13 protein-coding genes and 1 riboswitch are annotated in these 12969 nt (G+C 73.0%); of the genes, 9 read left to right on the top strand and 4 right to left on the bottom strand.

The annotated features are described in order from the left end of the window. Nucleotides 1–100 precede the first annotated feature (100 nt). From F4561_RS20030 to F4561_RS20010, 5 genes are all read left to right on the top strand, one after another. Nucleotides 101–1087 (top strand): pirin family protein, encoded by a 987-nt coding sequence (locus tag F4561_RS20030; RefSeq protein WP_184580911.1) that lies wholly within the window; start codon nt 101–103, stop codon nt 1085–1087. 102 nt (nt 1088–1189) lie between these two features. Further along, the gene (locus F4561_RS20025) at nt 1190–2293 is read left to right on the top strand and encodes an LLM class flavin-dependent oxidoreductase (RefSeq protein ID WP_184580910.1); all 1104 of its coding nucleotides are present in this window, start codon (nt 1190–1192) and stop codon (nt 2291–2293) included. Nucleotides 2294–2376: 83 nt separating this feature from the next. Next, nucleotides 2377–3633 (top strand): precorrin-6y C5,15-methyltransferase (decarboxylating) subunit CbiE, encoded by a 1257-nt coding sequence (gene cbiE, locus F4561_RS20020; RefSeq protein WP_184580909.1) that lies wholly within the window; start codon nt 2377–2379, stop codon nt 3631–3633. A 223-nt stretch (nt 3634–3856) separates the two neighbouring features. Then, nucleotides 3857–5650 carry a precorrin-3B C(17)-methyltransferase gene (gene cobJ, locus F4561_RS20015; protein WP_184580908.1) on the top strand — a complete coding sequence of 598 codons (1794 nt, stop codon included), beginning with the start codon at nt 3857–3859 and terminating at the stop codon, nt 5648–5650. A gap of 122 nt (nt 5651–5772) precedes the next feature. Continuing rightward, on the top strand, nt 5773–6405 hold the full coding sequence (locus tag F4561_RS20010; RefSeq protein ID WP_184580907.1) for a Uma2 family endonuclease: 633 nt from the start codon (nt 5773–5775) through the stop codon (nt 6403–6405). Nucleotides 6406–6410: 5 nt separating this feature from the next. Here F4561_RS20010 and F4561_RS20005 read toward each other — a convergent pair whose 3' ends face one another. Genes F4561_RS20005 through F4561_RS19990 form a run of 4 tightly spaced genes read right to left on the bottom strand, consistent with a single transcriptional unit; the run spans nt 6411 to nt 9212 of the window. Continuing rightward, nucleotides 6411–7286 carry an energy-coupling factor ABC transporter ATP-binding protein gene (locus F4561_RS20005; RefSeq protein ID WP_312885388.1) on the bottom strand — a complete coding sequence of 292 codons (876 nt, stop codon included), beginning with the start codon at nt 7284–7286 and terminating at the stop codon, nt 6411–6413. Then, nucleotides 7283–8029: a cobalt ECF transporter T component CbiQ gene (cbiQ, locus tag F4561_RS20000; RefSeq protein ID WP_184580906.1), complete on the bottom strand. Its 747-nt coding sequence runs from the start codon at nt 8027–8029 to the stop codon at nt 7283–7285. Before cbiQ ends, F4561_RS20005 begins: the two co-directional genes overlap by 4 nt. 12 nt (nt 8030–8041) lie before the next feature. Next, a complete protein-coding gene (locus tag F4561_RS19995; RefSeq protein WP_184580905.1) occupies nt 8042–8491 on the bottom strand; it encodes an energy-coupling factor ABC transporter substrate-binding protein in 450 nt (149 codons plus the stop codon). Between the two features lie 4 nt (nt 8492–8495). After that, nucleotides 8496–9212: an energy-coupling factor ABC transporter permease gene (locus tag F4561_RS19990; RefSeq protein ID WP_184580904.1), complete on the bottom strand. Its 717-nt coding sequence runs from the start codon at nt 9210–9212 to the stop codon at nt 8496–8498. Between the two features lie 30 nt (nt 9213–9242). Further along, nucleotides 9243–9479: riboswitch (cobalamin riboswitch) on the bottom strand. A gap of 330 nt (nt 9480–9809) precedes the next feature. On the opposite strand from F4561_RS19990, the gene F4561_RS32725 reads away from it, so the two are divergent. From F4561_RS32725 to cobC, 4 genes are all read left to right on the top strand, one after another. Further along, on the top strand, nt 9810–10031 hold the full coding sequence (locus F4561_RS32725) for a DUF362 domain-containing protein (protein WP_312885387.1): 222 nt from the start codon (nt 9810–9812) through the stop codon (nt 10029–10031). 70 nt (nt 10032–10101) lie between these two features. Further along, nucleotides 10102–10695, top strand: coding sequence for a precorrin-8X methylmutase (locus F4561_RS19980; protein ID WP_184580903.1), 594 nt, complete (start codon nt 10102–10104; stop codon nt 10693–10695). A 72-nt stretch (nt 10696–10767) separates the two neighbouring features. Further along, nucleotides 10768–11694, top strand: coding sequence for a sirohydrochlorin chelatase (locus F4561_RS19975; protein WP_184580902.1), 927 nt, complete (start codon nt 10768–10770; stop codon nt 11692–11694). 124 nt (nt 11695–11818) lie between these two features. Next, nucleotides 11819–12898: an Rv2231c family histidinol phosphate aminotransferase CobC gene (gene cobC, locus F4561_RS19970; protein ID WP_184580901.1), complete on the top strand. Its 1080-nt coding sequence runs from the start codon at nt 11819–11821 to the stop codon at nt 12896–12898. Nucleotides 12899–12969: the final 71 nt, after the last annotated feature.

Raw genomic sequence — 12969 nt, 5'->3', positions numbered from 1 at the left:
CCCGGCGGCTGGGGGCGAGACACCTGGTCTCCTATACTGGCAGCATAATAGTTTACTAGGAAACTATCTCGTGGCGACGCGGGAACGAGGTCACCGAGCTGTGAGCAACACCGAACCAGCCCCCGTCGAGATGGAGTGCCGGGACCAGGCTGTCGCTGTCGAGGACCCAGGTCGGCCCGGCGTGGAGGTCCTGACCGCGCGTGATGTGCCGCTCGGCGGCCCCAGGGCGATGCGGGTGCGCCGCACGCTGCCGCAGCGCAGGCGTTCCCTGATCGGGGCCTGGTGCTTCGTGGACCACTACGGTCCCGGCGATGTCGGCCGAACCGGCGGCATGGACGTCGCCCCGCATCCGCACACCGGCCTGCAGACAGTGAGCTGGCTGTTCACCGGCGAGATCGAGCACCGTGACAGCCTGGGTGCGCACGCGATGGTGCGGCCCGGTGAGCTGAACCTGATGACCGGCGGGCACGGGATCTGCCACTCCGAGGTGTCGACGCCGGGGACCGCGACCCTGCACGGGGTGCAGCTCTGGGTGGCACTTCCGGACGCGTACCGGCACACCGCGCGGGACTTCCGGCACCACGCCCCGGCTCCCGTTGATCTCGGCGGTGCGACGGCCCGCGTCTTCCTCGGCTCGCTCGCGGGCGAAACCTCACCGGTGGCGACCTTCTCGCCGCTGTTGGGCGCGGAGATCACGCTCACCCCGCACGCCCGGGTCACGGTGGACGTCGACCAGCGCTTCGAGCACGGGATCCTCGTGGACACCGGCGCGGTAACCGCGGCCGGCACCGAGCTGTCCACGACAGAGCTCGGCTACCTGGGAACGGGCGCGGCGCAGCTGGAGCTGGCCAACCTCACCGGTGAGCCCGCGCGGGTGCTGCTACTCGGCGGCCCACCATTCGGCGAGGAGATCATCATGTGGTGGAACTTCGTCGCCCGCAGCCACGAGGAGATCGTCGCCTTCCGCGACGCCTGGCAGCGTGCGTCCGACCAGTTCGGTCACGTTGCAGGCTACGCGGGCACACCTGAGCGCCTGCCGGCCCCCGAACTGCCGAACGCCCGGATCAAGCCGCGCCGCAACCCGTAACGCCGGCACGGCCCGCCGCGCCGCCCGTACCGCGACATCGGCGCCCCGCACCCTCCCGGGGCGCGGTGCACACCAGCCAAGCAGCCACCTCCGAGGAGCGCGATGCAGTTCGGAATCTTCTCCGTCGGCGACGTGACGCCCGACCCCACCACGGGCCGCACACCGTCGGAGCACGAGCGGATTACCGCGATGGTGCGGATCGCCCAGAAGGCCGAGGAGGTCGGCCTGGACGTGTTCGCCACGGGGGAGCACCACAACCCGCCGTTCGTGCCGTCGTCGCCGACCACGATGCTGGGCTACATCGCGGCGCGCACCAGCACACTGCGGCTTTCCACCGCCACCACGCTGATCACCACCAACGACCCGGTGAAGATCGCCGAGGACTACGCGATGCTGCAGCACCTGTCCGGCGGGCGGGCCGACCTCATCATGGGCCGGGGCAACATGGCGCCGGTCTACCCGTGGTTCGGCAAGCGGCTCCAGGACGGCATCCCGCTGGCCATCGAGAACTACGCCCTGCTGCGGCGGCTGTGGCGCGAGGAGACGGTGGACTGGGAGGGCACGTTCCGCACCCCGCTGGAGGGCTTCACCGCCACCCCGCGCCCCCTCGACGGGATTCCGCCGTTCGTGTGGCACGGCTCGATCCGCAGCCCGGAGATCGCCGAACAGGCCGCTTACTACGGCGACGGGTTCTTCGCCAACCACATCTTCTGGCCCAAGGAACACTTCATCGCCCTGGTGAACTTCTACCGGGAGCGGTTCGAGCACCACGGCCACGGGTCCGCCGACCAGGCCATCGTGGGGCTCGGCGGCCAGGCGTTCATGCGGCGGCGATCCCAGGACGCCGTCGCCGAGTTCCGGCCGTACTTCGACGTCGCCCCGGTCTACGGGCACGGCCCCTCACTGGAGGAGTTCATGGAGGGCACCCCGCTCAGTGTCGGAAGCCCGCGGCAGGTGATCGAGAAAACCCTGACGTTCACCGAGCACTTCGGCCACTACCAGCGTCTGCTGTGGGTCATGGACCACGCGGGGCTCCCACTGAAGACGGTTCTCGAACAGCTCGACCATCTCGGCGAGGAGGTCGTGCCGGCGCTGCGGGCGGAGCTCGACACCAAACGCCCGGCACACGTCCCCGAGGCCCCCACGCACGCTTCCCTTAAGGCCGCACGCGACGGGAGCACCGGCGACACGAGCACCGCGGGATAGCGGACGGCGCCCCCTCGCTGGTCCCGAGGCGGGAGGCGGCCCGGCGAAGCGTTCGTGACCTGGGGCTGAGATAGTGGGGGACCGTGACCGATCAGGACGAGCCCGTGATCACGGTCATCGGGCTGGACGGGGAAGGGCTCGGCGAGCACGCCGCGGCCGCGCTCGCCCGCGCCACGTGTGTGGTCGGCAGCGAGCGGCACCTCGACTCCGTCGCCCTGCCTGACGGCGCCCGCCGCATCCCCATGACGAACCTGGCCGCGGCCGTGGACGAGCTGTTCGCCTCCGCGGGCCCGGCCGCCGTGCTCGCCTCGGGGGACCCCGGCTTCTTCGGGATCGTGCGCGCGCTCCGCGCCCGCGGCGCCCGGCCGCGGGTCATCCCGGCGGTCTCCTCGATCGCCACCGCGTTCGCCCGCATCGGGTTGCCGTGGGACGACGCTGTCGTGGTGTCCGCGCACGGGCGCGCGGACCAGGGCCGGTCGGCCCGCCGAGCGCTGGCCGCGGCGCTGGCCCACCCGAAGGCGGCGGTCCTGACCGCGCCCGGTGCCACCGCGCCCGCGGCGTTCCTGCCCGAACTGCTGCGCGCCGGCCGCGAGGTGTACGTGGCGCAGCGGCTCGGCGCCCGCGACGAAGCGGTCACCCGGGTCACCGACGCCGCGGCGGCCGCCGCCGACGATTGGGCGTTTCCGAACGTCGTGCTGGCCGTCGCCCCGGAGCGGTCCGTCGCGTCCGCCATGACCTGGATGCCGGGCCACCAGGGCGCACCCGAAGGCTGGGCGCTGCCCGAAGGGCAGTTCGAGCACCGGCGGTCGATGATCACCAAGTCCGAGGTGCGCGCGGTCGCCCTCGCGCGCCTGGCACCGCGCCCGGGCACGGTGGTCTGGGATGTCGGAGCGGGCAGCGGATCGGTCGCGGTGGAGTGCGCCCGGTTCGGCGCGCACGCCGTCGCCTTCGAGCGCAACTCCGGCGACTGCGAGCGCGTGCGCGCCAACGCGCGGGCCTGGGGGGTCAGTGTCGAGGTGCGCGAGGGGCGGGTCCCCGAAGTCCTGGACGAGCAGGCTGGTCCAGTTCCGCCGGACGCGGTCTTCTTCGGCGGTGGCGACGAGGCCGCCATCGCCGGCACACTGCGCCGCCACCGGCCCGAGCGCGTCGTGGCGGCACTGGCCTCTGTCGACCGGGTCCGGCCGACTCGCGACACGCTGCTGGCCCACGGGTACACGGCGGAGGGCACCCAGCTCCAGGCGTCCCGGCTGGCCGACCTGCCCAACGGGTCGCTGCGGCTGGCCGCGGCGAACCCGGTCACGCTGGTGTGGGGCGTCCAAGGGCGGGGCGCCGACGAGTGACCTCCACTCGCACCAGCGCGCGGGCGCAGTTCTCCGGGTTCCGGGCGAGTCCGGAACTCCCGGTGACCACCCGTTCAGCAGACCTCCAGCATCTCGCGCGCCGGTCGCGCCTTCGCGGCCACCCGCAAGAAGCGCCCGGCGCCGCGGGTACGCGGGAACGCCCCGCGGCGGGCCAGCAGGTCCCGAATACACGAGTACCGAAAACGACCCGCGAAGGGTGGCTATGAACGGAATCGGTGTCATCGCCGTAACGGCACGCGGCCGGGCGGCCGCCGAACGGCTCGTCGCGGCCTGGCCCGGCGAGGCGCGGCACGTCACCGCCGAGCGGCCGGCCGACGCCCTGCGCGCGGCGTTCACCGAGTGCGGGGCGGTGGTGAGCTTCCTCGCGATCGGCGCGACCGTGCGGGTGCTGGCGCCGCTTCTGGCGGACAAGACCGCCGACACCCCCGTTGTCTGCGTGGACGAGGCCACCCAGCACGCCGTCGCGGTGCTCGGTGGCCACCACGGCGCCAACGACCTCGCCCATAGGGTCTCGGAGGTGCTCGGCAGCCGCCCGGTCGTCACCACCGCCAGTGACGCGGTCTCGGTCACCCCGCTCGACTCCTACGGCGACGACGCCGGACTCACCATCGAGGACCGCGGCCCACTCGCCGCCGTTGGCGCGGCCGTGCTCTCCGGGGAGGCGGTCCGCATCGAGGGCGCGGGGGAGTGGCCGCTGCCGCCGCTGCCGGACAACGTGGCACCGGCCGTCCCGGCTGACCGCGCCGCTGCGGTCGTCCGGGTGAGTGACCGCACCGGGGAAGCGGCGGCGCCCGGAGTGCCCACGCTCACCTACCGGCCCCCGTCGCTCGTGGTGGGGGTCGGTGCCGCGCGCGGGGTCAGCGCGGGAGAGGTCGGGCGGCTGGTCGACCAGACCCTGCGGGACGAGGGCCTGGCGCCGGGCTCGGTGCGCGGGGTCGCCACGGTCGACCTCAAGGCCGACGAGGAAGGGATCCTCGCCGCGGCGCGCGAACGCGGCTGGGAGGTCACCTGCTACCCGGCCGCCGACCTGAGCGGCATGGAGGTGCCGAACCCGAGCGAGACGGTGCGTGCCGAGGTCGGCACGCCCAGCGTGGCCGAAGCCGCCGCGCTGCGGTGCGCCGCCGAGGCGGGACGCGGGGGCGGTGCGGTCGCCGGCGCGGGGGAGGGCGTCCGCGGCTCGGACATTGGCGCGGAGCTGGTCGCCGCCAAGCGCAAGTCCGACAACGCGACCGCCGCCGTGGCCCGGCTGGCCCCCCGAGGACGTCTCGCCGTTGTCGGTCTGGGGCCGGGCGCACGCGATCTCGCCACCCCGAGGGCCGTGGCCGAGCTGCGCCGGGCCTCCGTGGTCGTCGGCCTCGACCAGTACCTGGACCAGGTGCGCGACCTGCTTCGCCCGGGAACCCGGGTCGTCGCCAGCGGCCTCGGCCAGGAGGAGGAACGCGCCCGCACCGCGGTCGAGGAGGCGCGCACCGGCGCGGCCGTGGCGCTCATCGGGTCCGGCGACGCCGGGGTGTACGCCATGGCCAGCCCCGCGCTGGACTTCGCCGGGGCGGACATCGACGTCGTCGGCGTGCCCGGCATCACTGCCGCCGTGTCCGCGTCGAACCTGCTCGGCGCCCCGTTGGGCCACGACCACGCCTACATCTCACTGTCCGACCTGCACACACCGTGGGAGGCGATCGAGCGCCGGCTCCGTGCCGCGGCCGAGGGCGACTTCACGGTCTGCTTCTACAACCCGCGCAGCAAGAAGCGCGACTGGCAGCTCACCCGCGCCCTGGAGATCCTCGCTGAGCACCGGCCGCCCGACACCCCGGTCGGCCACGTGCGCCAGGCATCCCGCGAAGGGGAGCGCGCCACGATGAGCACCCTCGACAGGATGCTGGCGGGCGGGGTAGACGACGTGGACATGTTCACCGTCGTCATCGTGGGCAGCTCCGCCAGCCGCACCGTGGCCGGTAGGTTCGTCACCCCGAGGGGCTACCGCTGGAGCGGGTGAGCGGGACGCAACGCGGGCGGTGCTTGCCTCGACGGCTCATGCCAGCGGAGGATTGTGGAAACGGCGGACACGTGACTGAGGGGAGCTCTACGATGGCTCGTCGACAGGGAGGAGGATCGTCGATGACCGCCACATTGGAGGATCGTCCCGCGACAGAAGTCCGGCACGGAGAGCTTCGCGCGTGGGTCGAGCATCTCGACGTCCCTAAGGGCCTACGTATCGAGATCATCCGGGGCACCATCATGATGTCACCGACACCGTCGTTCAAGCATGGCGCTATCGTGCGACGGCTCTATGACCAACTAGCTCCGCAGCTTGCCGAGGACATGGTGGCACAGCCGGTGTACTCCATCGCGGCGCCCGACAATGGCGATGACTTTTGTTGGCCGGACCTTGTTGTGGTGCCAGCCGCCATTGAGGAGGAAGAGGGATGGCTGCTCTCCGCCGACACCGTAGAACTCGTCGTGGAGGTGGTCTCGCCGAACAATCCCGCCAATGACACCGTAGTCAAGCCCGAAGAGTACGCGCGCTGGTCGGTTCCGATGTATCTGATGATCGATCCGCGGAACGGGACCGTGCGGCTGCACTGGGACCCGGCTCCGGACGGTTACCGGACCCGGACGGACATCGCCTTCGGCGAGACCCTGACCCTGCAAGGGCCGCTCAAGGACATCGAGATCGACACGAGCGATTTCCCCACGTACGAGAAGAAGGAGCGCGGGAGCGCGGCCAAGCCTCCGAAACCGGAGTCCTGACCCGGTCACGCGCCCGTGATGCCGGCCACCTCCTCCGGTGTGCTCGGGTCCGGGGCGTCCGGCGCCAGCAGGCCGGCCCCGCGCAGTGCCCTTCCCACCGCCGGGCCCCAGGCGGGGCGCAGGCGGGCCGCCTCCAGGAGCGGCGGGTCCGCCAGGACCTCCCGTACAGGGCCGATACCGAGCACCTCCCCGTCGAGCAGCAGCGCACGGTCCGCCCAGCGGTAGGCCAGGTCGACATCGTGTGTCGACACCAGCAGCGTGGTTCCCGCGGCCCGCAACCCGTCCAGCGTCTCCAGGAGCGACTCCACACCCGCTGGGTCGAGGCCGGCGGTGGGCTCGTCCAGCACCAGCACCGACGGCCGCATAGCGACCGCCCCCGCCAGCACCACGCGTTTGCGCTGGCCGTACGAGAGCAGATGGGTGGGCTGCTCGGCGAGCGCGGTCACCCCCAGCGCCTCCAGTGCCCAGGCCACCCGATCCCGAACCGCGTCGGGCTTCAGCCCCTGGTTCAGCGGCCCGAACGACACGTCCTGGCGCACGCTCGCGGAGAACAACTGGTCATCGGGGTCCTGGAAGACCAGTTGCACGCTGCGCCGCAGCGCGTTCACGCCGCGCCGGTTCCACCGGACCTCCGCGCCGGAAAGCCGGACCGTTCCCCTCTGCGGGGTCAGGCTGCCGGAAAGCACGCGGAGCAGGGTGGTCTTGCCGCCGCCGTTGGGGCCCAGCACGGCGAGCACCTCGCCCTGGCGCACCTCGACGTCCAGCGCCTCGAACACGGGACCCGATCGCGCCGCGTCGTAGCCGAAGCGCAGCGAGTGCCCCGACAGGATGACCGGACCGGTGCCGGCCATCCCGTCGCCGGCGGTGTCGAGCGAGGTCACAGCAGGACTCCGTAACTGATGGTGGTCGCGGCGACGGCGAGCGGCGCGGCCCCGGCCGCCAGCACCGCCGCCGGCCGCAGCGGAATCTCCTCCACCAGGACCGTGAGGTCGCCGGTGTAGCCGCGGCACTCCAGCCCGCGCTGCATCCGCCGCGCCCGGTCGTAGGACCGGATGAACAGACTGGCGCCGAGCGCGCCCGCCGAACGGATCCACGCGCGCCGCGACGCGTACCCCAGCCGCCCCGCCTGACCCGTGGCGACGCGATGGGCGGTGTCGAGCGCGACGAACAGCATCCGGTACATCAGCGCGACGATCTCGACCAGGGCACTCGGCAGGCCGAGCCTGGTCAGCCGGGGGAGCAGCTCCGCCAGCGGCGTGCTGAACGCGAAGAGGAGCTGACACAGCAGTGCTGCCGCCGCCCGCGCGCACACCTCCGCCGCCCGCCGCCACCCGTTCGGGTCGACCGCCACCATACTGTCCGGCCCACCCACGCTGACCAGCAGCGTTATGGATCCGGTGGCGATGAAGCCCAGTGGTACCCAGGCGGCCCGGGCCAGCGCCCGCGGCGGGACGCCGGCCGGGCCGAGCGCCGCGACCAGTGCCACCGCCGCGGTGAGTACCGCGCCCGGCCAGGCCGGCAGGAGGAGCGCGCAGGCCAGCAGCCCACCGCAGAAGGTTCCCTTGAGGGCCGGATGGAGCTGGCGCCAGGGACTGCGGTAGGCCGCGACGTCGATGGGCAGCACGCGGCGGTCCGATCAGCGTTCAGCGGGGCCAGCGGTGCCGGGGCCGCCGGATCCGCTGCCGCTGCCGGAGTCGTCGGGCGCGTCCGGGGCGGTCGCCGCGGCGTCCTCCCGGCGCAGCCGGCTGCGGGTGCGCACCACACCGAGGACGTAGCCGATGATGCCCGCTCCGATGGCCGCCTGCAGGGCGAACAGTCCCGACTCGATCTCGGCTGAGGGCGCCTCGTAGACCGGGTCGAACCAGGGCTCGTAGCCGGGGGCGACCTCCTCGACGGTCTCCTCGGCTTGGGCGTCGGCGCCGGTGAACGGCTCCTCCAGGTGGTCGGCGGCGCCGGTGGCCAGCGGCACAACGGCGATGGCCGCGATGGCGGCTACGAGGACCCAGGTGACCCAGGTTCGGGGGGCGGGGCCGGCCGGGTCCGGCTCGCCGGTTCCGGGCTTCGACGGGGGTTGTGTCTGCCTCATCCGGTCACACCGCCTTCTCGTCGGCCGGCGCGGGCGCCGGGCTGCCGCGCAGCACGCCGAGACGCAGCAGGTCCCCGCGGCTCGCGGTGATCAGCAGCCGGATGATGACCACGGTGACGAGCCCCTCGATGATCGCCAGAGGGATCTGGGTCAGCGAGAAGATGGCGCCGAACTTCGCGAACGCGCCGAGGACGCCGCTCTGCGCATCGGGGAACGCCAGGGCGAGCTGCAGGCTGGTCACCGAGTAGGTGCCGATGCTGGCCAGCGCGGTGCCGCAGAAGACGGCCAGCCCCAGTGACGTCGTCTCCGGTAACGACGCCGTGAGAAGGCGCACAAGCCGGTAGACGGTGTAGGCGACCCACGGGCCGACAACCGCCATCGAGAACACGTTGGCCCCGAGGGTCGTCAGCCCTCCGTGCGCCAGCAGAAGGGCCTGGAACAGCAGGGTGACCGTGCCCAACGCCGCCATGACGGGCGGTCGGAAGAGGACCGCGCCCAGCCCGACCCCGGTGGGGTGCGAGCAGCTTCCGGTCACCGACGGGATCTTCAGCGCCGAGAGCACGAAACAGAACGCTCCGGACGCTCCGAGCAGGAGCTTCGCGTCGGGGTTGGCGCGCACAGTGCGGGTCAGGGAGCCAACGCCGTGGATGACGAAGGGGGCGGCAGCGGCGGTCCAGGCGGCCGCGTGCACGGGCGGTAGGAAGCCCTCGGCAATATGCATGAGCAGGTGACCAACTCTCCAGCACCTCGTGGACGGTCGTGCGCCGTGGCCGGTCTCCTGGCTTGCGGGTCGCCGCCCGCACGCCGGCCTTCCCAGGGGCCGCCCGGCATTGGACGTCCCCCAGTGGCGCTGCCGTCCGACCGCCCGAAGGGGCCGGACGGGGCGCGGGGCTACCCGTTCACAGTGGCGAGGGCCGCGCCGGTTTCACACCGAACTTCCCGATCACCACGGCCCTTTGACGGTACGACCGACGCAACCGGTTCGCAATAGCGGGGGTCGCTTCCGGTAGGGGCCGGCCAGGGTGACGTGGGCAACGCCGGCCCCCACCCCCCGTGGGACCGGGGGTGATGCATGTACGCTGATCGTTCCAGCGGCACGGAGCCGCGGCCGCCAGGGTTGCCGCTCGTGGTGTACCGGGTCGCTGGCTTCTCGCTGGCGACCGGCCGGGCCCGGTGGGATCCCGCGGGGGTAGTACCGGCCCACCCGGCGCTGCCGCTGGGCGGAAAGTCCGCGGCTCCGGTCGTGGGAGAACGGCAACAGGCTCGTTGGACGGCACGCGGACCGGGACCAACCACGGTGCGCGGAAGGGAGGCAGGTGTGTCCCGGCCTGGTGAGGCGGCTCCGGTCGCCGTGACCCAGGAGTGCACCGGCTGCGGAGCCTGCCTGCTCACCTGTCCCGAGCATGCGATCCGGCCGCACGGCCGGCCACTCGACATTCTCGCCGGGCTGTGCACCGGGTGCCTGGAGTGCCTGGAGATCTGCCCGGCGGACGCCATCGTCATGGTCGACGACGACCAGGGCGTGCCCGGCGCTGACTGACGGGGACGGCGCGCCGGACCACCATTCCCCAGCGACACCGCACCCGGGGAGAACAGGGGAGACAACGCACGTGAACCGCGAGGTCCATCCGATCGAGGAGGAGTCGTACCGCATCCTGCGGTCCCGCGTCGACCTGACGCATCTGCCTCCGGTGAGCCGCGCCGTCGCGGAACGCGTCATCCACGCCAGCGCGGACCTGGAGTACGCGAACGACCTGGTCATTGACGAGGACGCGGCCTTCCGGGCCGCCGCGCGGCTGGCTGGCGGCGCCCCTGTCGTCACCGACGTCACCATGGTGGCCTCCGGGATCACCGCCCGGGAGTGCGTGTGCCACGTCGGTGACTCGCTCACCGCGCGGCTCGCCCGCACGGCGGGGATCACCCGGTCAGCGGCCGCTGTACGCACGGCCTTCTCCGAGGTGGGGCCCGGAGCGGTGTGGGTCGTGGGCTGCGCCCCGACCGCGCTGGAGGAGATCATCGCCCGCAGGGTCGACCCGGCACTGGTCATCGGCCTGCCCGTGGGGTTCGTTGGGGCCGCCGAGTCCAAGGAGGCACTGCGGGCCAGCGGACTTCCCCAGATCAGCAACGTATCGGAGAAGGGCGGCTCCGCCGTGGCGGCGGCGGCGCTGAACGCGCTGCTGTACGACCCGGCCGGCACCGCGTAGCCGTCCCCGCCCCTCTACCATCCATCGGGCCGCCCGCCGCAGGGCGCCGCCCACTACAGCGAAAGGATCCGGATGCGACCGCCGCTTCTGCTGGTCGGCCACGGAACGCGCGACGAGAAGGGTGTCGCGGACTTCATGTCGTTCGTCGACCGCCTCTCCCACCGGTTCGACGACCGCGAGGTCGCCGGAGGCTTCATCGAGCTGTCGCCGCCCCCGCTGACCGATGCCGTTGGTGAGCTGTACGAACAAGGACACCGGAGCCTGGTGGCGGTGCCGATGATGCTGGTCGCAGCGGGGCACGCCAAGGGAGACATCCCCGGCGCGCTGGCGCGGGAGCGCGAGCGGCACGACGGCTTCAGCTACTCCTACGGGCGGCCGCTCGGCCCGCACCCCACGATGCTCCGGCTCCTCGCCGAGCGCCTGGACAGTGTGCTGCAGGCCGAACCGGGCGCGGTCGCGGAGCAGGGCGACACCGCGGTGCTGCTGGTCGGGCGCGGATCCACCGACCCCGACGCCAACGCCGAGGTGAGCAAGGCCGCCCGGCTGCTCCAGGAGGGGCACGCCGGGGACCGGGGGATCGCGTTCGTGGAGACCGCGTTCATCTCGCTGGCCTGGCCGGGCGTTCCGCAGGGCCTCGAACGCGTCCGCCGCCTCGGTGCCCGCCGGATCGTGGTGCTGCCCTACTTCCTTTTCTCCGGGGTGCTGCCGGACCGGGTCGTAGACGAGTCCATGGCCTTCGCCGCGGAGCACAGCGACCTCGACATCCGCTGCGCCCCGGTGATCGGTGACTGCGACGGGCTGGCCGACATGATCGGCGAGCGCTACGAGGAGGCCCTCGCCGGGGACATCCGGATGAACTGCGACTCCTGCGTCTACCGCATCGCCATCCCGGGTTTCGAGGACAAGATCGGCGCGCCGCAGACACCGCACCACCACCCCGACGATCCCGCGCACGGCCACGGCCACGGCCACGGGCACGGGCACGGCCACGGCCACTGACCGGAGCGCCCCCAGGGGCGAGCGGGGTGCGCGGTGCACCCGCGGCGTAGGGTACGCCCGTGGTCCGCTCTCGGGCGGGCCCGGACGCCGACGCCCTTCGACCATCGACCAGAGGAGCGACACGATGCTGGCGGACACGCATGGCCCCGCGCCCGGCGTGCCGTCCCCGGACGGTGAGATCGACCTGCGCCACCACGGTGACGCCGAACGCGGCCCCGGCCTGCTGGACTTCGCGGTCAACGTACGGGAGGGGACCCCGCCCGAGTGGCTGGCCGAGCGCATCCGCGCGTCCGTCGCCGATCTCGCGGACTACCCCGACCCGGCCCCGGCGCGCCAGGCTGTCGCGCGCCGGCACCGCCGCGACCCCGCCGACGTCCTGCTCACAGCGGGCGCGGCCGAGGCGTTCGTGCTCCTCGCGCGGGTGCTGCGGCCGCGCCGCGCGGTCGTGCTGCACCCGCAGTTCACCGAGCCCGAGTCCGCGTTGCGCTCCGTGGGGCACCCGGTGGAGCGGGTGGTCCAACAGGAGGGGTTCGCGCTCGATCCCGGCGCGGTCCCCCCGGACGCGGACCTGGTGATGGTGGGAAACCCCACCAACCCCACCTCTCTCCTGCACCCGGCGAAGACCCTGGCCGAGCTGGCGCGACCGGGCCGGACCCTGGTGGTCGACGAGGCCTTCGCCGACTGCGTCCCCGGCGAGCCGGAGTCCGTCGCCGGGCGCACCGACATCCCCGGCCTCGTCGTGCTGCGCAGCCTCACCAAAACGTGGGGGCTGGCCGGGCTGCGCGCCGGGTACCTGCTGGCCCACCCGGACATGGTGCACCGGCTCGGCGCCGCCCAGCCGCTGTGGTCGGTCTCGACGCCCGCGCTCGTGGCCACCGAGGCGTGCTGCGCCCCCGAGGCGGTCGCCGAGGCCGACGCGTGGGCCCGGGAGCTCGGCGCGCGGCGCGCCGGCTTCGCCGGCGAACTACGCGCCGCGGGCCTGGACGTCCTCCCCGGCGCGGCAGCGTCGTTCCTGCTCGCACGGGCTCCATCCGGCGAGCGGCTGTGGCCGCGGCTGCGCGAGCACGGGATCGCCGTGCGGCGCTGCGACACCTTTCCCGGTCTCGGGCCGGACTGGCTGCGGATTGCCGTTCGGGAGCCGGAGAGTACTCAACGATTGACCCGTGTTCTGGCACAGTTGCTCTACGAGCGGGTCGGGGACTAGAGCCCGCTTCGACTCCGGTAACGGCGCACCCGGTACCGGAGAGCAAGGGGAAAGGCGCGGACACGCGAAGC

It is taken from the genome of Lipingzhangella halophila (assembly GCF_014203805.1).
Taxonomy (GTDB): domain Bacteria; phylum Actinomycetota; class Actinomycetes; order Streptosporangiales; family Streptosporangiaceae; genus Lipingzhangella; species Lipingzhangella halophila.
The sequence above is the reverse complement of the archived record's forward strand: the minus strand, read 5'-3'. Positions and strand labels throughout refer to the sequence as shown.

Coding starts and splice junctions, on each gene's coding strand:
- F4561_RS20025 (WP_184580910.1), top strand. CDS start 1,190: ATGCAGTTCGGAATCTTCTCCGTCGGCGACGTGACGCCCGACCCCACC.
- cobJ (WP_184580908.1), top strand. CDS start 3,857: ATGAACGGAATCGGTGTCATCGCCGTAACGGCACGCGGCCGGGCGGCC.
- F4561_RS20010 (WP_184580907.1), top strand. CDS start 5,773: ATGACCGCCACATTGGAGGATCGTCCCGCGACAGAAGTCCGGCACGGA.
- F4561_RS19995 (WP_184580905.1), bottom strand. CDS start 8,491: ATGAGGCAGACACAACCCCCGTCGAAGCCCGGAACCGGCGAGCCGGAC.
- F4561_RS19990 (WP_184580904.1), bottom strand. CDS start 9,212: ATGCATATTGCCGAGGGCTTCCTACCGCCCGTGCACGCGGCCGCCTGG.
- F4561_RS19975 (WP_184580902.1), top strand. CDS start 10,768: ATGCGACCGCCGCTTCTGCTGGTCGGCCACGGAACGCGCGACGAGAAG.
- cobC (WP_184580901.1), top strand. CDS start 11,819: ATGCTGGCGGACACGCATGGCCCCGCGCCCGGCGTGCCGTCCCCGGAC.